The 20,445-nt window shown below is 57.0% G+C and carries 17 protein-coding genes; 10 read left to right on the forward strand and 7 right to left on the reverse strand.

The features are described 5' to 3' along the window. The first annotated feature begins 86 nt into the window (after positions 1-86). A complete protein-coding gene (locus BUA42_RS01960; RefSeq protein ID WP_245818934.1) occupies positions 87-1,013 on the forward strand; it encodes a YihY/virulence factor BrkB family protein in 927 nt (308 codons plus the stop codon). 13 nt (positions 1,014-1,026) lie between these two features. Here the strand turns inward: BUA42_RS01960 and BUA42_RS01965 are convergent, their stop codons facing one another. The 6 genes from BUA42_RS01965 to BUA42_RS01990 all read right to left on the reverse strand — a co-directional run bounded on the left by BUA42_RS01965 (position 1,027) and on the right by BUA42_RS01990 (position 8,286). Next, positions 1,027-2,043 (reverse strand): ABC transporter ATP-binding protein, encoded by a 1,017-nt coding sequence (locus tag BUA42_RS01965; protein ID WP_072776013.1) that lies wholly within the window; start codon positions 2,041-2,043, stop codon positions 1,027-1,029. Further along, positions 2,043-3,305, reverse strand: coding sequence for an MGH1-like glycoside hydrolase domain-containing protein (locus tag BUA42_RS01970; protein WP_084066072.1), 1,263 nt, complete (start codon positions 3,303-3,305; stop codon positions 2,043-2,045). The genes BUA42_RS01965 and BUA42_RS01970 overlap by 1 nt, the downstream gene beginning before the upstream one ends. Next, complete coding sequence (locus tag BUA42_RS01975) at positions 3,302-4,516, reverse strand: carbohydrate ABC transporter permease (RefSeq protein WP_072776015.1); 1,215 nt, start codon at positions 4,514-4,516, stop codon at positions 3,302-3,304. Before BUA42_RS01975 ends, BUA42_RS01970 begins: the two co-directional genes overlap by 4 nt. After that, complete coding sequence (locus BUA42_RS01980) at positions 4,513-5,757, reverse strand: carbohydrate ABC transporter permease (RefSeq protein WP_072776016.1); 1,245 nt, start codon at positions 5,755-5,757, stop codon at positions 4,513-4,515. Before BUA42_RS01980 ends, BUA42_RS01975 begins: the two co-directional genes overlap by 4 nt. 76 nt (positions 5,758-5,833) lie before the next feature. Then, positions 5,834-7,186 (reverse strand): ABC transporter substrate-binding protein, encoded by a 1,353-nt coding sequence (locus BUA42_RS01985; RefSeq protein WP_072776017.1) that lies wholly within the window; start codon positions 7,184-7,186, stop codon positions 5,834-5,836. Positions 7,187-7,224: 38 nt separating this feature from the next. Next, entirely contained in the window at positions 7,225-8,286 is a 1,062-nt protein-coding gene (locus tag BUA42_RS01990; protein WP_072776018.1) for a LacI family DNA-binding transcriptional regulator, read from the reverse strand. Positions 8,287-8,811: 525 nt separating this feature from the next. On the opposite strand from BUA42_RS01990, the gene BUA42_RS01995 reads away from it, so the two are divergent. After that, positions 8,812-9,801, forward strand: a complete 990-nt coding sequence (locus tag BUA42_RS01995; RefSeq protein WP_072776019.1) for a response regulator — start codon at positions 8,812-8,814, stop codon at positions 9,799-9,801. A gap of 96 nt (positions 9,802-9,897) precedes the next feature. Here BUA42_RS01995 and BUA42_RS02000 read toward each other — a convergent pair whose 3' ends face one another. After that, positions 9,898-10,989, reverse strand: a complete 1,092-nt coding sequence (locus BUA42_RS02000) for a response regulator (RefSeq protein ID WP_072776020.1) — start codon at positions 10,987-10,989, stop codon at positions 9,898-9,900. A gap of 475 nt (positions 10,990-11,464) precedes the next feature. Between BUA42_RS02000 and BUA42_RS02005 the strand changes: the two genes are divergently transcribed. The 8 genes from BUA42_RS02005 (at position 11,465) to BUA42_RS02040 (ending at position 20,445) form a co-directional block, all read left to right on the forward strand. Further along, positions 11,465-12,994: a sensor histidine kinase gene (locus BUA42_RS02005; protein ID WP_143152590.1), complete on the forward strand. Its 1,530-nt coding sequence runs from the start codon at positions 11,465-11,467 to the stop codon at positions 12,992-12,994. Positions 12,995-13,241: 247 nt separating this feature from the next. Then, positions 13,242-13,784 carry a methyltransferase family protein gene (locus BUA42_RS02010; protein ID WP_072776021.1) on the forward strand — a complete coding sequence of 181 codons (543 nt, stop codon included), beginning with the start codon at positions 13,242-13,244 and terminating at the stop codon, positions 13,782-13,784. A gap of 2 nt (positions 13,785-13,786) precedes the next feature. Beyond that, a complete protein-coding gene (locus BUA42_RS02015; RefSeq protein ID WP_072776022.1) occupies positions 13,787-14,359 on the forward strand; it encodes an N-acyl amino acid synthase FeeM domain-containing protein in 573 nt (190 codons plus the stop codon). Positions 14,360-14,675: 316 nt separating this feature from the next. After that, a complete protein-coding gene (locus BUA42_RS02020) occupies positions 14,676-16,346 on the forward strand; it encodes a PAS domain-containing sensor histidine kinase (RefSeq protein ID WP_072776023.1) in 1,671 nt (556 codons plus the stop codon). A 25-nt stretch (positions 16,347-16,371) separates the two neighbouring features. Continuing rightward, positions 16,372-16,767 carry a response regulator gene (locus BUA42_RS02025; protein ID WP_072776024.1) on the forward strand — a complete coding sequence of 132 codons (396 nt, stop codon included), beginning with the start codon at positions 16,372-16,374 and terminating at the stop codon, positions 16,765-16,767. A 187-nt stretch (positions 16,768-16,954) separates the two neighbouring features. Then, complete coding sequence (locus BUA42_RS02030) at positions 16,955-17,335, forward strand: Hpt domain-containing protein (RefSeq protein ID WP_084066074.1); 381 nt, start codon at positions 16,955-16,957, stop codon at positions 17,333-17,335. A 633-nt stretch (positions 17,336-17,968) separates the two neighbouring features. Beyond that, positions 17,969-19,912 (forward strand): Tad domain-containing protein, encoded by a 1,944-nt coding sequence (locus BUA42_RS02035; RefSeq protein ID WP_084066075.1) that lies wholly within the window; start codon positions 17,969-17,971, stop codon positions 19,910-19,912. Next, entirely contained in the window at positions 19,909-20,445 is a 537-nt protein-coding gene (locus BUA42_RS02040; RefSeq protein WP_072776027.1) for a TadE/TadG family type IV pilus assembly protein, read from the forward strand. The genes BUA42_RS02035 and BUA42_RS02040 overlap by 4 nt, the downstream gene beginning before the upstream one ends.

Below are 20,445 nucleotides of genomic sequence, written 5' to 3' on the forward strand. Positions count from 1 at the left end.
TTGGAACAAATCAACGATCCGCTGGTTCTTCTTCCTAATACGCTGAAAGGAACACCATGGGGCGTGGACGTACTGCCAAGACACCAATGCAGATCCCGGTACCGGGATTGATCGATGTCGCGATGCGCATCTGGCGCACACAGTCTCAGGAAAACCTTGGCCTCTTGGCAGCCGGCATCGCCTTTTTCGGGCTGCTTTCGCTCTTTCCGGCAATCACGGCAGCCGTCGCCATTGCAGGTATGATCACTGATCCGGCCTTCATCGTCGCGACGTCCAATGACATTGGTGCGGTCTTGCCCGAAGCGGCGTCTGACATCATCCTCGGCCAGTTGGAGGAAGTCGTCGGATCAGATGGCCGGTCCCTTGGACTTGCCGCGCTTTTCGCTCTGTCTCTCGCGCTCTATTCGGCGTCGCGGGCGACGGGCAACTTCATCATTGGTCTCAATGTCATATACGGAGAACGCGAGTCACGGGGGTTTGTTCGTCTGAAAGCGCTAACCCTTGCCATGACCCTCGCGATGATCGTGTTCTTCATTGCATCCTTTTCAATCGTTGCAGCAATTCCGGCAATTGCCGCCTTCTTTGCGCAGCTTCCACTGATTGCGGATATTCTGCTGCTGGTGCGGTGGCCCATTCTTTTCATCGTCGGCGCGACAGGGATTGCCTTTCTCTACCGCTTCGGACCAGACCGCCGGTCGGCGAAATGGAGGTGGCTGACCCCGGGTGCTGTGCTCGCCTGTCTGCTATGGGTCGCGGGCAGCGCCGGATTTAGCTTCTACGTGCAGTCATTTGGCACCTACAATGAAACCTTCGGCGCGCTAGGCGGTGTGATCGTCCTTCTGACCTGGCTCTGGTTGTCCGCCTTTATCGTCCTTCTGGGGGCGACGATTGATGCAGAGCTTGAAGCTCAGACGCGGATTGATACGACCGTCGGGCCGGATCGCCCGATGGGCGAACGCGGTGCCGTGAAAGCCGACGAACTGGGTGAGCCGCGGCACAGGCTGACGGCTTGAAGATTGGAACGGGTTAGCGCAGCGCCAGACCATTCTTGTCGAATGCGTGAATGTCGCTCTCCGAGAACGACAAGCCGACGGCATCGCCCGGCTTGTAACTCGTATCCCCGCTCACACGCACGGTCATCTGCCCTGCGTCACCGCAGGACGTGATGACAAAAGTATCCGCACCCAAATACTCCAACACATCGACATGTCCATTGATATGGCCCGCGTCTTCTCCGACGATCTCAATGTGTTCTGGTCGGATACCCACCGATACTGCGCCGTCTGGAAGGCTGATGCCGGTAACTGTCTGAACCGGGATCACGTTCATACGCGGGGAGCCTATGAACTGTGCGACGAAAAGGTTGGCGGGATGCTCGTAAAGCTCGCGCGGACTGCCAACTTGGGCGATCTTGCCGAACTCCAGCACGACGATGCGGTCTGCCAGTGTCATGGCTTCGACCTGATCGTGGGTCACGTAGATCATCGTCGATTTCAGTGTCTGGTGCAGCTTCGCGATCTCGTACCGCATCTCGACCCGCAAGGCGGCGTCAAGGTTTGAGAGCGGTTCATCAAAGAGGAACGCCGTGGGGTTGCGGACAATGGACCGTCCGATGGCGACCCGCTGGCGTTGTCCACCTGAAAGATCCTTGGGTCGTCGATCAAGATAGTCGCCAAGCTTCAGGACCCGAGCCGCTTCGTTGACCTTTGCATTGATCTCGGCTTTCGGGAGGCCTGCGGATTTCAACGGAAATCCCACGTTATCGCGCACGGACATATGCGGGTAGAGCGCATAGGACTGGAACACCATTGCCAGACCTCGCTTGTTTGGTGGTTCTGCCGTCGCATCGCGATCGCCGATCAGGATTTGACCCCGTGACGTTTCTTCAAGTCCCGCGATCATGCGCAGGAGCGTAGATTTCCCGCAGCCCGATGGACCAACGAAAATGACAAACTCGCCCTCCTCAATGGACAGGTCGACGCCCTTGATGACCTGCACGTCGCCGAACCACTTTTCAACGGCATTCAGAGTTATCGATGGCATTAGGCCGCCCCCTTGGCTTGTTCATAATCTTGGCCCGCCCAAGTCAGCCAGATCGCTGCGGTCCATGTGAAATTCGCGCCGCCGCAAGGCGTCGCGTCGGTCGGGTCGAAGTATTCGGAAAACCCGTTCTTCATGATCAGTTCCGCGGTCTCGCGTCGCAGGCGCACTTCAAGATCGGCGCGCCCCATGTCGCGAAAGCCGATGGCCAGCAGGGAATTCACGACCGGCCAGGTTGGTCCGCGCCAATAGCGGCGAGCATCAAAGATAGGGGCCTCGGGGTCAGCTGACGGGATGCCGTAAGGCACGGCATTCCAGACGCGCATCAATTGCGTGTCCAGTTCCGGTCGGGCGGCGTTGGCCAGATAGGCAAGGAAAGCCCCCGAGCCGAGAAATCTCGCGAATTTGCCGGTGCGCAGGTCCTTCGCGTCGTAGCCCTGCAGATCATCATTCCAGATCATCGGCAGGGCGGCGCGCAGTGTTGTCTCCCAACCCTCGATCTCGTCAGTGTCCTGATCCAAAGCGTGCCCCAAAACCGCAAGGTCGTGATGCGCCCGCAGAAGGATGAACGTGATGCCCGGGTCGGCCATGAGAAACGGCCCTTCGCTGACGATGCGCTTCTGATCCCAGCCCACCGACTTTCCGAATTGGACCATGGCGAGGTATCGGTCGTACTCGGATTTCTTGGGGCGCATCGATGGATCAACATGGCCCGTGTCGCGTCGTGTGTAGTCGCCGACTTTGGACCCATCCACGTTGGCCATTCCAATGTCCCAGTCCGGGCAGTTATCACGGCCGCTTTCCCACGGGTGCACAATCGCGGCCGGACCGTGTACACAACGCACCTCGTGCCACCAGCGGTGCCACTCCACGAGTTTTGGATAGACGGCGGCCAATCGATCTCGGCTCGCGTCGGGGTTCATTTCGTAAATCAATCGTACCAGCGTGGCGGCGACCGGAGGTTGCGAAATGCCCGACGTGGCAGGATCGCCGCCCGCAGACCACACATCCGGTCCCGGAAAGTACCCCGGGTCGGGATCATGGAAGATGATGTGCGGGACCATCCCATCGTCCCACTGGCTGGCGAGAAGCGTGTCGATCTCATCCCATGCGCGCGGCAGGTCAAAGGTGGCAAAGCCCCAAGCCGCGAACGCACTGTCCCAGTTCCACTGATATGGGTAGAGCCCGTGGGTCGGAAGCGTATAACCCCCCCGATCATTCTGGCGCAGGATTTGCCGCGCCTGTTCGTGCAAGTCCATCGTCATCCTTTCACTGATCCGGCCGTCAGTCCCTTGGTCATGAACCGCTCGAGTCCAAGGAACAGTGCCATGATGGGAACGGTCGCGATCACTGCCCCGGCCATGAGGTGCTGGCGCGGAATCTCGGACGAATTGAGAGACGCGATCCCGCGTGTCAGCGTGAATTTCGACGGATCATCCAGAAGCATGAAGGCAAGCAGGAACTCGTTCCAGGCAATCATGAAGACATAAAGCGACACCGACGCCAGTGCGGGAAGCGACAGGGGCAGGGTGATCTTCCAGATCACGGCCAATCTGGTCAGACCGTCCATCAGTCCCGCCTCTTCAACTTCGGAGGGCAGGCCGCGGAAGTATCCCTGCAACATGTAAAGCGCCACGGGAATGGTCGTGACGGGATAAATCATGACGATCCCCCAGAACGAATTGCGCAAACCCGTCATCGAAAAGGCGATGTAGATCGGCAGAGCGAGAACGATCATCGGCACCATGTAGATGAGCAGGATGGACCGCGAAAAGGCCGCCTGACCACGAAAACGCAAGCGGGCCACTGCGTAGGCGCCGGGGATGGCGAAAGCGAGCGTGATGAAGACTGTCAGCACCGAGATGAAGAAGGAGTTCATCAGGTACGTGCCAAAGTTGAATTGCGTGAACAGCTCATCATATGAGCGCAGAAGCTCGGTGCCTTTCGACAGGTCGATCGAGAAATCCAGCGGGTTCTGCATCAGCTCTGATTGGTTTTTCAGGCTGGTCATCACCATGACGTAGAAAGGGATGAGCACGATGGCCGTGAAGAAGATGTAGCCAAATCCTGTCAGGAAGCGGATCACGGCGGCTTCGAATTCGTGGCGCGTCAGTTGACCCAGATGCACATCGGTAAGGATCTGACGGATCGACCAAACAAACAGCACCCCAACGGCAACCGCACACATGACCGTTGCCACCATGCCTGTTTCCGCGCCCCGCAGGATTGGCCCGTAGTCGGTGAGTGAGACACCGATCAAGGCTAACAGTACGCCCCATTGCGCGCCTTTGCTTTTCGGGCCAGCCATTTCTGCCGCGCCAATCGCGGCAATGGCACCCCAGAACAATGACCCACGGATCCACGGGCGGAACGGATCGCCCGTTGCAAAGGATAGCGCGACAGCGATCGTGACCGACAGCACCACCATCCAGAGCGCGCCCAGAAGCGGTGCCGTGATATACCCTTTACGGATCATAGCCCTTCCTCCCGACTGATGTATTTCAGGAAGAAGATCGAGAAGGCCAGCAGACAGCCGAAGATCACAACGGCCACCGCTGCGCCCGCGCCGATATTCGACACCGCGAAGGCTTGTTCATACACGTTGACGGTCAATGTCCGCGTCCCGGCGTTGCCACCGGTCAGAAGGAAGATGTCGTCGAACTTGTTGAAGGTCCAGATGAAGCGCAACAGGAACAGGACGCTCAGGATGCCCAACAGTTGCGGAACGCTCAGATACCAGAACTGTTGGAAAGGCGAGGCCCCGTCCATGTCGGCGGCTTCGTACATATCACTGTCGATGCTCTGCATCCGGGCAAGGATGAACAGGAACGACAGCGGGAAGTAGCGCCAAATCTCGAAGACCGTCACCATGATGAGGGCAAGCGGGCGCTCACCGAAGAAATTGATGGATTGCTCCGTGACGCCCATCTTGATCAGCAGCGCGTTGGCGGAGCCCGAGAAGGGGTCGAACAGAATGAGCCAGGCAAAGGCGACCGCAATCACCGGAGCGACATACGGAAACAGGTAAAGCCCCCGCAGGATACCCTGACCCTTGAATGATTTGTTGAGCAGCAGGGCAGCAAACAAGCCAACCAGAAGGGCGCCTATGGTTCCGAACACGGTATAGAAGAGCGTCACCCAGAGGACTTCAAAGAACTCCTCGCCATTGAAAATGCGGGCAAAGTTCTCAAGCGTGAAGGTGCTGTTTGTCAGAACGTTCGATGCAGTGCCGGTGGAGGTGGCCGGGCTGTCCTGTGGTCGCAATCCGTTCGTGAGATACGCTTGTTCGACTTCTACGGGGATGTTCAATGTCTCGCGGAAACCGGGTTCCCAATCGCCCAGATCGCATGAGAGGTCGCGGTCGGATAGGGTGCATCTTTCATCCAACTCCAGTACACGTAGCCCTTCCGGAAGGGTATCTGAGATCGTGACACCCGTGATCGGCTGTTCCTGTGACGAGTTGCGCAAGCGGTAGCGGATATTGGGTGTGTCGCCGACGGCCTCGGCATCCCCCCGAATATCTTCGCGCAAGACGACTTCGGGCGCGCGCAGATCGCCCAGCTCAACCGGCTTGAACGAGATCCAGAAGATCGCCAGAAGCGGGAGCACGACAACCAGTGCAACGGCAGTGATCGTGGGAAACAACAATCCCCACGCCAACCGCGCTTCGCGTTTGGCCAAGGGTCCCGTACCGGCCGGGGGTTGAGGTTCTGCCATTCGGCACCCTCCCGCTTGTTTGGGCGACATGTGATCGACAGGCGCCCGTCATTCGAGCGCCTGTCTGGGGTTTGATTTACTGAACCGCCGCGATTGCGCTGTTCAGCTCGGCCACCGTTGCGGCGGCGTCGCGCTCACCGTCGATGAACTCGCGCACCAGACGGTTGATGACCTGGCTGTTAATGATCGCCGATGCTGCGGACAGCTGGCCCTCGGCCACGCCCCAGCGCTGCGCCACGTCCAGACCGCCCACGATCTCGTCAATCATGGCGGCGTCGTAGAGCTCACCCAACGGTGCCTTCCGATCCACACCGACATCAAGCGTCGCCCAAAGGTCCGCGAACTCGTTCGGGTTATCGGCGGTGCCACGGCGCACCGGGAATTTCCCTTCGGGTGCAATCGACAGCGTCGCGCCGTAGCCTTCGTTCATGGAGTATTTGACGAACTCCATTGCTGCGTCTGTGGCCGCGTCGGAGGTGATGCCGAAGTACCGGATATCCGCCCAGGCCGCGCCGTCCGGGTTGGACGGACCGGCAAAGTTCGTGACAATACCTGTCGCAGCGGCCAGATCGCGGGAAGTCGGATCATCATTGATCGTGGGCGGCGCGCTATCGCGCAGACCGGCAAGCTCATCGAGGATGAACGGCGACCAGATGATCATCGCAGCGTTGCCACTGAAGTAGAGCGTGCGCGACTGGTCCCAGTACAAATCACCCGGAGGCGACGCCTCAGCGATGGCTTTGTAGAATTCGAGAACTTCAATCGTTGCGGCTTCATCCAGCTCTTGCACGCCATCCGCGCCAACCGGAGACACTCCGTTCGCCAAGAACACGTGTTCGAGAACCTGGCTCATGAAGTTTTCATCGATCTTCGTGGCCGCAACAAACCCGTACATCTCGGGTGGGTTATGCAGCGCTTCGATGGCGGCGAGGACGTTTGCATAGGTGTTCGGCGGCTCGAGTTCGTTTTCTTCGAACAGGTCCGCGCGGTAGACCAGCATCTGTGTCCAGCCATCCACCGGCACCGACGCATAGCCACCGTCAACCGCGGCCATCGACAGCGCGCCCGGAGCAAACGTGCCCGCACCAAGCTCTTCGATCACATCGGTCGCCGCGTCCGTGTCAAGAATACCGGCATCCGCCCAAGGGGCCGCATACTGCAACGAATGGTAAATGACGTCCGGTAGATCACCGGCGGCAAAGGCCGCGGTCGCACGTGTGCCCAGATCGTTTTCGGTGACCGGGATCACCTCGACCGTGTGGCCTGTCGCAGCCGCGAAATCGGCCGCCATGGCCTCCTGCCGGGCAAGCCGCTCCGGCTGTTCTTCCGTTGTCCAGAACCGGAGTTCTTCGGCATGTGCCATCGACGCCGCGAGGGCCAGTGCCATCGCCACGCCAGAGCGCACCAGGATTTTCTGTGTTGGTATCATAATCGTCCTCCCATTGGATTTTCGTTTTTCTTGGTGGTTCATGTGATCGCGGGTCCCGTGGACCCCCGATCCAGAAACGTCGCTGGCACGGTTTCGCGCAGCGTGTCCGGCGCCTCGCCCTGGATTTGCCGGATCAGGAGTTGCGCAAGTCTGACGCCTGCGGCCCGAGTGTCGACCGCAAAGGTACTCAAAGGTGGGGATACGTTAGCCCCCTCCTGAATTCCGTCATAGGCAATGATCGACAGATCCTTGCCTATTGCCAGCCCGCGCTCCGCAGCGGCCGCGTAGACGCCCAAGGCCGCGCGATCGATGGCGCAAATGATTGCCGTCGGCGGGTTGTTTCGGGCAAGCAGAACATGGGCGGCGGCACAACCAGCCTCCTGCGTCACCGCGTCGGACATCATCAGATCGCGGTCCTCTGTCAGACCCGCATGGGCCAGGCCACTCAGGAAGCCCGCTTCGCGTAGTGTCGCATAACTGTAGGCGTGCCCTCCGTTAATGAAGCCGATGCGCCGATGCCCGAGTTGCGACAGATGAAGTACGGCTTCGTGCATCGCGTCCTCCCCACGGACATCGTACCACGAACAGGCGGACTGTTCCTCTTGCCGTCCGAACAGGACAAACGGCACGCCTGCGTCCTGCAGCATCCGTGCACGCGGGTCGTTCTGGACTGCGCGGGGAAGAATGAAACCGTCGGCCTTGCCATCACGCAAGAGATTGCGAAACGTGGCGATCAGGTGCGCGTGATCATCCGCAGATGCCACCGTCAACGTGTAGTCTTCCGTGCTGGCACCTTCCGACAACCCGGCAAGGAACTCCGCGAGAAACGGTCGCTGCGCATCGTGGTCGGACAATTGCAACACTAGTCCCAGCGACCGCGTACGCCCTGTCTTGATGGCCTGAGCGTGGCTCAGCGGATGATAATTCAGCTGCTCCGCCATGCGTTTGACACGCATCTGCGTGGCTTCCGAGATATCAGGATAGCCGTTCAAGGCGCGGGACACTGTAGACTTCGTCAACCCAAGCGCGCGCGCCATGTCACTGATCGTGACGCGCGCAGTCGCTTTCTTAGCCGTCAAAACGGTCGCATCGCCGGTCATTCGGAACCTCCCCCGACTCACGCTGTATTACGAAACCGGTTTCGGCAAGACACAAACCGCCACTATTTGCGCCGTCAGTCGGAATTCACGCTCAGGTTTTGAGCGCACGCAGGACCAAGAGCGGAAAGGCTGCTCGCCAGGCGTTACGCCGTGACTGCATTGGCAACTGCACATGACATTGCAAAAAAAGAAGGGCAAACGTCGAATTGGGGCAGCTCAGCGGTGCCGGTTTCGACTTCAAGACTCCGCTTTTTGACCTTGAGTTTGCGAATTCGAAGGCACGCATAGCCGAATGAAGAAATGCACCGATGCCTTTGAACCTCACGGGTTTCTTCGGCGAAAATCCGCCGGGATACGACGCCAAATGCTCTGCCGAACATGCGGAAACCACGAATTCTGCAAATTCTCGCCCAATTTGAATGAGAAAAATATCGAGGTTGGAGTGGGCGTGCGACCTGTGTGGGGTGTCCACTCAAACAATTGGTTAGGTGTCAAAAGACGCCGCTGTGTTTGGGAGCCTGGCAGATGAAAATCTTTGCAGTCGACGATGATCCGGTAGTCATTGATGTGCTGGAGGCCATGCTCCTCAATCTTGGGTACACGGATATCGTGTCCGCCAATGATGGCAAACTTGCCCTCCAAATGTTGTCAAAAGCTGAAGACGAATTCGACTGTATTCTGATGGACATCAGCATGCCGGGTCTCACCGGGATCGAGCTTTGCAAGCTCTTGCGGTCGGCACCGAAATTCGCGTCGGTTCCCATCGTCATGATGACGGCTCTTGCGGACAAGGCGTCCGTGGACAATGCTTTCCGCGCCGGTGCGACCGACTACGTCAACAAGCCATTCGACATCGTCGAGTTGGAAATGCGGCTTCGCATGGCGAAGAACCTCAATTCCAAGCGCCTGACGGAAACCGAAACCCGTATTGAACATCCCACTGTCAGCCTGCGCTCGATCAACCGGATTGAGCCGGTCAAACTTGATGGGGTCGAAGACCTCATCGACTATAACGCGCTGTGCAATTATCTTGCGCACCTGTCGCTGGCCGGTCTTGAGGCCCGCCAGGTCGTGGCGTTGAAGCTGCATGATTTTGACCGCATTTCTTCCCGCGCGTCAGAACAGGAACTGAGCTACTTCCTGTCGGAGATCGCGGAAGTCGTTGCAGATGCCTACCGGCAATATGATTGCATGATGGCCTATTGCGGCGACGGGGCGTTTATCGTCGTCTCGGACAAGTCGAATCTGGAATCCTCTGTCAGTATGGAGGAGCGGATCATAAAGGCGCTCAAAGACAAGAATATCGAATATGACGACAGCTCGATGCTTGCGCTTGAGGTGTCGATTGGCAATCCCATCCGCCCGAACACGAGCAAATCACATCGCGTCAGAAAGACGTTCGATCGTGCAGTCGCGCGGGCACATAGCCGGTTGATGCGCAAGCGGAAGAGCAAGGCTGCGCCTGCACAGGTGTCCGGCGCGGGTCTGAGATTGATCGACCCTGCGTCGCGCTGAGCTTCCTTAGCCTTTAATTTCTTTAATGTGAGCCGCGTTGCAGTGAGAGTGTGACGCGCAGGCTCCGCAATGACGTCTTCGGTCGACTGACAGAATTCAGGTGCGATCCTGCCGTTCGGACGTGCGCCGCTTCACGCGTCGCGGCTTTACCTTTTGCACCTGGTGTACCAGCGGCACTTCCCAGGATTTTAGGGGACCGGTCTTGCCATCGCCAAGAAACTGCATGCGCAGATCGCGCTGTCGTTCGACAGGGCTGTGATTAAACGCCATGTCTCTTGCCGCCTTACCGGCCTGAATCAACGTACAAACGGCATTCTCATGCGTTTTGTCCGATGCATCGGCATGAAGGACATGTTCGAAATAGGCGCTGAGTTTGCCGGTGTAATCGGTCAGGGACTCGAAAGGTTTTGCGCCGAGGGTCGATTTCAGCTTTGACTGGATTTTTTCGATATCCGCAGGATCAGCTTTGAGCAGGGCGACACCAAACACGCCATCCCCGAGATACGAAATCTGCGGAGTCCAGACATGCGTGGTCTGCGCGAGGACAACCGCGAATTCGTTCAAGAAGCTTCGGAAGATCGCGTTCGACACGCTGTTGAAGATCGCGGACCCGCCGACGATTGCGGTGGCAAAAACGTGTACACCTTCGGGAAGCGGACCGCTTTTCGCCATCTGGTCCCAGAGCGCGATTTGCGTGACGATGCCCGGCTTGGTTTCGAGGGTCACGGCGTCTGACAACCTGAGACCCGACGGTTCGGACGTGTCATCGGTCGCGTGTTGCAGGGCGTAGCTGCGACCGAGAGTTTGGGCGGCTTCGCTGAGCATGGATGCCGCGCGAAGCCGCGCACCGAGTTCAAGCCCGTCGTAGGGTTTGTGCACATAATCGGTAGCCCCGGCGAGGATCGCGTCCTTCAGAACCTCCTCGCTTTTTACGGCGGTGATCATGATGATGGGGACATTGCAGTAGCGCGGGATTTCGCGGACCTGCTGGCAGAGTTCGATCCCACCTGTGTTCGGCATGACGATATCGAAGAGCATGCAATCATAGGTCGTGTCGGCGGCATCGATCAGTGTCATGGCTTCAGCCGCGGATCGTGCCAAATCTATGTCATCATACCCGGCGTGGATCAACGACACCTCGAGAAGCTCGAGGGCAATTGCGTCGTCGTCTACAGCAAGGATTTTCATTGCACACCCCAAGTGGCGCGCTTGGCCGTTTGCGATTCTCCAAGGCCAGCGCATTTTTCTGCTTCATACGTTTATGCAGGAGCAATTGAGCAAACTTACGGCGCATCGGTGTTTGATTTGGGGCATGGTTTTTCCGAAATGATAGAGTTTTCCGGGTGTTCTTATGAGCTGGTGGTCTTCGGGAAATCGTTCATAGCGTGCGTTAATTGTGGCTATGCGGTGTACGTGTTGCGGACTTCGCCGCGGGTCGTCTTCAAGTTTTCTGTAGTCCGGACACGGCACAGGTTTGCGCATGAATTCAAGGGTGTCGGACCACCCTCGAACCCAAGATAACCGTTTTCTGATCACGGTTTTGCCAAAGTCCGGCACTATTTCTTAAGGCTAAGAGGTGGAAAGCCTTCAGGGAGGTTGGGATCAGCCTTCACAACTGGGGGAATAATCGAAGCGAAGCGTTGATGCATTTTACTGCGCACACATGCAAAAGCCCGAAATCGGCACGGTTCGGTTCGCTTCTGCGCGTCTGCGTTGCGCGCGGGTTCCGGTCGCGGTGGATCAGGCCATGATCGCTTCCAGATTCATCCATCTTGAGCCATCGGATCCGAAACGCCTTCTCAAGCATCTTCAGGATTATTCCCGTGCGGTGATGACCCTGACGTGGCAACGCCAGGGGATCTTCGCGGCGGTGGCCATCCTCACGGGGTCGTTCTTCGAGCCATGGAAGGCGGCGCTTTTTTTCACCGTGTGCATGTCCTGCGAGTTGGTGGACCTATGGTTGGCCCAGAAGGTGGAGCGCATCGAGAGCGATGACGCGAAATCCACCCGTTACGCCTTTTCCGGATTTATTCTGAACACAATCGTCAGCGGCTTGGCCATCAGCGTCTATGCCGTCTGGGTGGGCGTGTCGGAAAGCGGCGTTGGCATGTTCACTGCGCTGTTCTGCTTGTTTGCAGGCGCGCTGTATGCGGCGCTCAACAATCACCAGATTGCGACCGCTTTGGCGATCCGTCTGGTGTTTTATGGGGTCTCGTTCCTTCTCATCACAGTTCGCGACCTATGGGTGTATCGCCCGCCATTGTCGTCCGACATGTGGCTACAGTTCTTCACGGTCATTTTCGTGATGTACTTCCTGATCGATTGCTCGCTCGGCTTTCTGCGCATGTACCGGGAAGGCGTGAAACGCCTCGAAGACCTCGAAATCGAACATGAGCGTGCAAAGGCGGCACTGGTCCTGAAGTCACAATTCGTCGCTGTCGTGAGTCACGAACTCCGGACGCCGCTGACCTCGATCAAGGGCTCTCTCGACCTCATCAACTCCGGCAAGTTCGGCGAATTTTCGCCACAAGCCCAGACCTTGCTGCAACTCGCGGCGAGGAACAGCTGTCGTTTGGCGGACCTTGTGGATGACCTTTTGGACCTTCAAAAAATCGAAGAAGGTCAGATGAAATTCGAGAAAGAAACCGTGGATGTCCGGCGGTTTGTGGCGGATGCAGTTCAATCCCATCAGGGTCTGGCCGAGCGGTACAAGGTCAGCTTGAACCTCGATATCGACGCCGCCGCGCCTGTGTTTGTCCATGCCGATCCGTCGCGTTTGGGCCAGGTTCTGGCCAACATCATCTCCAATGCCGCGAAGTTTTCTCCCGACCACGGAGATGTGGACGTGTGGTTCAACGTAACCCAAGGGCGCGTTCGAATTAACGTGAGAGATCAGGGTGTTGGTATTCCTGACGGGTCCGAGGAACTGGTTTTCGGCCGGTTCTCGCAGATCGATTCATCTGATCAGCGGCACTTCGGTGGAACCGGTCTTGGCATGAATATCTCGCGTGAGATCATGACCGCCATCGGCGGCACGATCGACTATGTCAGCGAAGTCGGCAAAGGGTCGACGTTCTTTATTGAATTGCCCTGCACGACGGTGCTCGACACAAGCCGGACCGTGGAGGCTACGGAAGCCGTAAGCGCTTCGTCTGAGCCTGACCATCCCATCGCGGCGACGGCGCGAAACTAAAACGAAATCGCTGCTGCCGACCGTCGAATAATCGGCGAAAACCGCTCCCCCTGCGTCATCCGACAATACACTTGCGGCAGTGTGAGTCGTATCCTAACATCCTTAGCGTGTTTTTGTGCCAGACCACGGGGATGAGTCTGGGTCATTTACCAGTGAGCAAATCTTCGAGTTCCGATAGGCGGTCGCCTCGGCCAAATTGCCCGTCGGCACATCTTATCCGTCAAGGATCTCGCGGGAGGTGCCACAAGTGATTGACTACGTAGCCGGTTTCGTCGCGCTCGCTTATTTTTTGCTGATTTCGGCGGCGACGAAGCAGCATTTCGTGTCAGATAAGTATCCGATGGGGATGTATATCATCTCCTCGCTGTCCTTGTTTGGGATTTTTACGTTTCTTCTTCATGCCTTCCTTTGGGACCTGAGGTTTACTGGAGCGCCTTTGGTCATCATGTTCTTGGCGTTTGCATTGTTCATTTGGGCCGCAAAACACTCGAAGAAGAAATTGTCTCTCGCCTTCGACGAGAAGAGAGATACGGACGGGATCATCACGACCGGTCCGTGGAGATACATGCGGCACCCTTTCTATGTATCCTACGTGATTTTTTGGCTTGCCTGTGCCCTCGGCACAGCACATCCTACTTCGCTCGTGGTCTTCGCCACGTTGCTTTTCATCTACGGGTATTCCGCAGTTCGGGAGGAGGGGGCTTTGAAACGAGGTCGGTATGCAGATGAATATCTGAAGTACCAGCAAAGCGTTGGTTTCGTGCTGCCAAAGCTCTACGGAAGGAATTGACCTTGTTGGCCAAGACATTCGAAGTCTCAAAGGTCGAGTCTGAAGAAGACCTGCAGGCCGTCGGAGCGTTCAGGTATCAATGTTACCTGGATGAAGGGCTGATCGCCCCTCAGGCGGATGAGACGTTTCTCGACCAGTACGACTTCGCCCCTTCGGCAAACATCTTCACGATCAAGTCGTGCGGAAGGATTGTCGGCACGATCCGGCTGCATATCCTGACCAAGGATAGCCATTCATCGGCGACGATGACTGCTTTTCCCGACATTCTCATGCCAAAAGTGTCCGCCGGGATGACCCTGATCGACGGAGCCAGGTTCTCTGTCGCGCCCGATCTGGGCAGCATGCGCCTGCCGGTGGCGCGGCGTACCTTGCGGCTGTATGCCAAATTCGCGGAAAAACACGCGGTGGATTTCGGTGTTGCGTCGGTCCGGGAAAGCCACGTCAAATTCTACAAACGGCTTTGGGGGTTCGACCAGATTGCCGAACCCAGGCCCTATGGGGGGTTGACCGAAAAGCTCGTGCTTTTGGGCGTCGATCTTCGCCATGACAGACAGAGCAATCAGGAAGTCGCATAGCGCGTCCTAACGATTCGATGTCAGCACGTGCGGCGGCGACCTCGTGTTTCAGAAGCCATCGCATGAGTGTTGCGCGCATTAGTTTCGCGCATGTGTTGAGGCGGCGAAATCTCGAATCACTCTTGAGTTGTGGTGCACAGCACTTGTCACCGGTGACAGTTGTCGGCGCAAAATCCATGTATTCCGCCCGTTTTACGGCTTTTCCGACCGGAGTTGATGCCTAATCGCCCAATTCGTGCCGGATTTTCCTTCCATGGTGCGCTTCAAGCCGGGGCGGATTTACGTTAACGGCAAGTGTATGAGTTCGAGGCGATAGATGAAGCAGGTTCTCGAAAAGCAGGTGAAGGCGCGGGCAGGTTTTGCCGTGGCTCTTTCTGTTTTGTCGGCTGCTGCAATCGCCTACGGTGCCGTTCACTATTTGTCACCTGGGCCGCAGCATGACCCGGTGATGGTCCTAATCTCGCTCATTCTGCTTGCTGCCGCGTTGAGTGCGAGCGTTGTTAATGCAGTTTGGTTCAAAAAGGCGTCAAAACGTCTGCGGACACCGTCTCCGAACCATCACGCGTATCACGACGCATTAGACGAACATGCAATGGTCTGCGTGGCGGACCGGGATGGTCGCATCACGTCAATCAACACGACCTTTGCGAACACACTGGGTTTCACGCCCGACGATCTGATCGGGCGCAAGCATTCAGACCTTGTTCAAGGCAGCCGTGCAGCTGAAGCCTATGAGGGCGCCCTTAACGATGCTTCCTCCGGAGAGGTTTGGTCGGGAACGCAGGAGCTTTCCAGCAAAAGCGGGTCGCGCATTCGGGTTCTGACAACGGTTATGCCGCGGATTTCCAAAGACGGAGGCCGGGACGGGGCCATCTTCGTTCATACAGATGTCTCTGCGGCCATGGCATCCGGCGCCGAGATCGGTCGCAATGCTGTCGTTGACGCCTTGCGTGACGGCATCGTGGTGTACGATGCGCACACTTTTAAATTGATCTACGCGAACGATGCTTTCCTGCGTCGCACAGGTTGGTCGGCCGACGACCCTGCGGAACAGTCCTTGACGAACATGTTCATCGAGACCGAACTCAAGACGTTTCAGCGATACCTCGATCCGCTTTTGAAGCGGGAGGTGTCACACGTCTTGTTTGAATTCGAGCACGACAGCGGTCCGGTCGAAGTGCTGACTCATGCGGTCGAAGAGATCGACGGCGCGCGTAGCCTTGTTTCAGTCGTGCGAGATATTACCGAGCGCAAACGCGACGAGCATCTGAAGTTGAGTTCGGTATCGACCGTGAGCCACGAACTGCGCACGCCTTTGACATCGATCAAGGGTGCGTTGCGCCTGATCGAATCCGGTGCGATGGGATCGTTGAACCCCGAAGTTTCGAAACTCATCAATGTGGCGCATCGCAATTCGGATCGTCTTCTTGCGATCGTGAACGATATTCTGACTTTGGAGAAATTGCATTCGGGGGATCTGATGATCAGCCCCGAGGATGTGGACCTCCGCGCACTTTTGAACGATGCGGCGGAGTCGAATGCGCCTTTCGCAGCGGAGTGTCATGTCAGGTTCGTTGTCGAAACGATGCCGGAACCCGCCCTTGTGCGCGCGGATCCACATCGATTGATGCAGGTGATGTCGAATCTCTTGTCGAATGCGGCCAAGTTCTCGCCAGAAGGGGCAGGGGTGGTCCTGCGGATTTCGGATCGCGGTTCTTGCTGGCGGGTCTCAGTCGAGGACGACGGACCGGGGATACCGGATCATGCCCACGAAACGCTGTTCGACAGTTTCATCCAGATCGACAGCCCGAAGAACAAATCGATCCCGAGCACCGGCCTTGGCCTGACGATTTGCCGAGAAATTGTGCAACGGCATGGCGGCCGAATTGCCTTTGAGACCGAAGAAGGCTGCGGAAGTACCTTCTATTTTGAGCTAGAGAAGGCTTCCCTGACAAAACCCCGTTCCATGACGACGGCAGTTGCGTAGTATCGCTCCCGAAAGGGAGGGCACGATGCCGGAACTCAAGACCATTCTGCATGTCGACGATGACGAGGATATCCTCGAAATCGCAAAACTGTCTCTGGAAGTCGTGGACAACTTTGAGCTCTACCAATTCAACTCAGGTGCCGCCGCCCTGGAGGCTTTCGACAGTATCGCTCCCCAGCTTCTGCTGCTAGACGTGATGATGCCGGCAATGACCGGGCCGGAGCTGTGGCAGCGTGTGAAGCAGGATTACGCGGACCGTACCGTTCCGACGATCTTCATGACGGCCAAGGCGGAAGAGGCGACGTCGCGCGATCTGATCACAGCGGGAGCGCTGGAGGTGATCACGAAACCATTCGATCCGATGTCCCTTGGCGGACAGGTCAGAGATGCTTGGACGCAGTGGCACGCTCGCCAGGGCTAGTCACGAATTTCGAAATTTCGCGTGCGAAGACGGTCTGCCAAATTTGTACCGCATTCTTGTTTCACCATGACGCCATCGCGGCGCTGGCCGGTGTGGTATCATTCAGGGAAAAGCTCGGGTCTCGCATGGCTCTGGCTTTTGAGGATGCCCATCGGGTTACGGCCGCACTCAAGTTACGGAGTCCGCCATGCCCAGTCTTTCGTCGCAGAAATCCAGTTCTATGGATAAGGGATCGCGGGCAGCCGAACTCAGCATGCGGCTCGCGAGTATTCGCAAAGACTTTCTGGATCGACTCGTCGAACGCCGCGCGCGTATTGCGGCGTTGGTGAATGACATTGATCAGACCGCGCCGACACCTGAGGCCGCGGAAGGCATTCGTCACAACGCTCACAAAATCGCGGGCGTCGCGGCGACACTTGGCTTCCCGCGATTGGGAGAGCTGGCCGCAGCGCTTGACGCGTCTCTTGTCGCGCACGCGGATCAGATCGACTGGGAACCGACCCGCGACCTGACCAATGAGCTGTTGGCGGAAATCGAGGTTGTGTTGAACGCCGAGACGGCGAAGTAAGCGCCGGCAACCTTGGTAAGTAATGAGTTCCAAGCTTGTAACTGGCTATCGCCAGGACTCACACGCTGTATTCGTGGATAAAGCGAGCAAAGCGCAAGGAAGCGCCACTTTCCTCATGTGAGCACTGAACGATATCCGGATTTCCGGTCGTCTGGCATGTTTCTGCCGATGCAGTGTGAGCAAACGAGCTTTAACTTGCTGGTTTTCGCTAAAGCCAAAAAACTCCTTTGAAGACAGTGCGGAACTGAGCAGAAAACGCGCAAGCGATGATGCTCAAAGCTGCCCTTACGTAAAGCAAGTTCGCGGAAGTTTTTGGAATAACAGGGTGAATTCGCGGATTCGTCGCAAGCGAATCATTATGGTTAACAGGCGAAGAAAACGCGTCTTGAACCCTCGAAGAATCAAATTGCTCCGATTTTCTCAAATTAATTGCAGAATGGGCCAAAAATAAGACCCCAGCCAAAAAAGTACAGTTCTCCAATTTTTTCAACGCGATACGTGCCGATTTCACTGCTTTGAAAAAGTTTAGCGGTCAAAGATCCGACGCGTTTTCGTCCGAGAATTCCCCAAACCTTCGCTACGCCGAATTCATCCACTGTTTGCTGCACGCATGGGGAGCAGGAAGGCGAAACGATGAATACTGGAACAGTCAGACACTATCTGAAGAGGGAGGACGGAAACGTCACCGTCTTCTCAATTTTCATGGGGGTCCTGATCTTGGTGATCACGGGCGCGTCGGTTGACCTGATGCGTCTGGAATCCACCCGGGTCGCACTACAAAGCACAATGGACCGCGCGGTGATCGCCGCGGCGGACCTCGACCAGACGCAAGACCCGTCTACCGTTGTGGAAGACTATCTCAACAAGGCCAGCATGAGCGGCGCACTCAATGGCGTCTCTGTCGAGACGGCGTTGAACGCCCGAACCGTTTCTGCCAACGGTTCGACAGACCTCGACACGTTTTTCATGCGGATGTCGGGTTGGGACACTCTAACGGCGCCGGCGCTCAGCACTGCCGATGAGCGGATCGCGAATGTGGAGATCTCGCTTGTTCTCGATATTTCGGGTTCAATGCGGCACAATGAGCGGATGACCCGGATGAAGCCTGCCGCGCAGGACTTTGTCAGGAAAGTCATGTCGGACGAGTCCTCTGGCGTGACAACGCTCAACCTCGTTCCCTTTGCGGGCCATGTGAACCCGGGCGACACGCTTTTCGATTTCTTCCGTGGCGAACGTCCGAAGCTTAAGAAGGGCAATAACGGCTGGGGCAACGGCGACCAGGACGCGCCCGGGGGCTCGCTCTGCAACAACAACGCCGAGAACGCTGATGAGGCACTTTTGTCGCCGGAATGTGGGAATGCACCCGTGGGTGCTGACGCAGCCGCCACCATTCCGCTCGTGACGACGTTTTTCCCCGAATGGCCGAATGCGATCGAGACCGTCATGTTCTACTTCGATACGGACGAAGACGATGTCTACAATCGCGCCCACAAGGTCACCAATATTCCCGTCAATGCACCGCGTGATGCGGATCACTTCTTCAGAGGTCTGGTGGCGTATCTGATGGCGCAGGACAGTGAACTGAGCTCTCCCGGCCAATTCCTGGGAATGTCGATAGAAGGCGGCTGGGCAAAAGACACAAAGTACTTCCAGGTCAAGGGTGACCAGAACATGGAAGACTCCGATATCGGACCCAGCAAACACAAGGGCAAGTTCCCGGGCAATACATACGATTACGCCGGTGTCGACATTGTCCACTGGACCGACTCGTATGTCTCACCGAATATCGAACTCGTCGCTGCTGAAGGTGGGGCCAACACGTCTGCCGACACCACTACCGGCGCGGATTCCGATCAAAACATCAACATGCCGTCATCCTGCGTCGAGATTTACGACAATGAGTTCATGACGACGGCCATGCCGCTGTCCGACGACTACGTGCCGCACTTCATGTTCTGGGAAATCGATCGTGAAGTGATGCAATGGGGCTGGTGCCCCGGTGAGGATGCGACGATCCAATACTACTCGGCGGACCGTCAGTTTCTCGTCGATTACATCGGTGACATGCCCATGTATGACGGCACCGGGTTGCCCTACGGCATGAAGTACGCGCTTGCGTTGCTTGATCCGGGCAACCGTGACGAGGTCAGCTTCCTGATCACTGAAGGGTTGGTGGACTCTCGTTTCGAAGGCCGACCGATCGATTGGAACGACACTGAGACCGAAAAGTACATCGTGCTTATGACGGATGGACAAACCACCGATCAATACCGTCCAAACGATCCGAAAGCCGCGATCAACAGCGAGGTTGAGCTGAACAACCAAGGTTCAGGCACGTATCACAACTTCTCGGTGAAATCGAACAACATCTCCAACCTTCTGGCGCAGTGTGAGCTTGCCAAAGAGCTTGGCGTCACTGTCTTCACGATCGCTTTCGAAACGAACGCATCGGCCACCAACGACATGAAAGCCTGTGCGTCGTCCGTTAGTCACTTCTTCCATGTCCAGGGCGAGGAAATCTCGGATGCCTTCGACATGGTGGCGCGCCAAATCAACAACCTGAGGCTGATCCAATGACACAGCGTCTTACAAAACTCTTTTCACGCTTTCGTCGTGACGAAAACGGATCGGCCAGCATCGAATTTGTCCTCTACTTCTCGGTCATATTCGTAATCCTTGCTGCGGCGATCGAACTGGCAAACATCAATCTTCGGCATGCGATGCTCGAACGGGCGGTCGAAATCGCCGTACGCGATATCCGCCTGAGCACCGGGGATGTCCCGACCTTCGAGGATGTCCGGGCGAAGATCTGTGAAGAAGCGGCCGTGATTGATGAGTGCGACAGCAACCTGATGCTCGAGATGAAGCAGGTGAACCCCACCAACTTCACCTCACTGCCGGAAGTGCCGGATTGCATCAACTCTCAGCAGGACCCGCGTCCCGTCCGACAATTCGAAGCCGGGCAGGACAATGATCTGATGCTGATCCGCGCCTGCCTTAAGTACAATCCTGTCTTTCCCACCGGGCCTTTGGCCGCCGCGATCGACATGGATGATGACGGCTACGCAAAGCTGATCGTCCGGTCAGCCTTTGTTCAGGAACCGAGGTAA

It is taken from the genome of Marivita hallyeonensis, assembly GCF_900129875.1.
GTDB lineage: Bacteria > Pseudomonadota > Alphaproteobacteria > Rhodobacterales > Rhodobacteraceae > Marivita > Marivita hallyeonensis.

Bases quoted from the DNA above. Each gene is read 5' to 3' on its own strand.
- BUA42_RS01960 (WP_245818934.1), top strand. From the start codon at position 87: ATGCAGATCCCGGTACCGGGATTGATCGATGTCGCGATGCGCATCTGG.
- BUA42_RS01965 (WP_072776013.1), bottom strand. From the start codon at position 2,043: ATGCCATCGATAACTCTGAATGCCGTTGAAAAGTGGTTCGGCGACGTG.
- BUA42_RS01970 (WP_084066072.1), bottom strand. From the start codon at position 3,305: ATGACGATGGACTTGCACGAACAGGCGCGGCAAATCCTGCGCCAGAAT.
- BUA42_RS01975 (WP_072776015.1), bottom strand. From the start codon at position 4,516: ATGATCCGTAAAGGGTATATCACGGCACCGCTTCTGGGCGCGCTCTGG.
- BUA42_RS01980 (WP_072776016.1), bottom strand. From the start codon at position 5,757: ATGGCAGAACCTCAACCCCCGGCCGGTACGGGACCCTTGGCCAAACGC.
- BUA42_RS01985 (WP_072776017.1), bottom strand. From the start codon at position 7,186: ATGATACCAACACAGAAAATCCTGGTGCGCTCTGGCGTGGCGATGGCA.
- BUA42_RS01990 (WP_072776018.1), bottom strand. From the start codon at position 8,286: ATGACCGGCGATGCGACCGTTTTGACGGCTAAGAAAGCGACTGCGCGC.
- BUA42_RS01995 (WP_072776019.1), top strand. From the start codon at position 8,812: ATGAAAATCTTTGCAGTCGACGATGATCCGGTAGTCATTGATGTGCTG.
- BUA42_RS02000 (WP_072776020.1), bottom strand. From the start codon at position 10,989: ATGAAAATCCTTGCTGTAGACGACGACGCAATTGCCCTCGAGCTTCTC.
- BUA42_RS02005 (WP_143152590.1), top strand. From the start codon at position 11,465: ATGCAAAAGCCCGAAATCGGCACGGTTCGGTTCGCTTCTGCGCGTCTG.
- BUA42_RS02020 (WP_072776023.1), top strand. From the start codon at position 14,676: ATGAAGCAGGTTCTCGAAAAGCAGGTGAAGGCGCGGGCAGGTTTTGCC.
- BUA42_RS02025 (WP_072776024.1), top strand. From the start codon at position 16,372: ATGCCGGAACTCAAGACCATTCTGCATGTCGACGATGACGAGGATATC.
- BUA42_RS02030 (WP_084066074.1), top strand. From the start codon at position 16,955: ATGCCCAGTCTTTCGTCGCAGAAATCCAGTTCTATGGATAAGGGATCG.
- BUA42_RS02035 (WP_084066075.1), top strand. From the start codon at position 17,969: ATGAATACTGGAACAGTCAGACACTATCTGAAGAGGGAGGACGGAAAC.
- BUA42_RS02040 (WP_072776027.1), top strand. From the start codon at position 19,909: ATGACACAGCGTCTTACAAAACTCTTTTCACGCTTTCGTCGTGACGAA.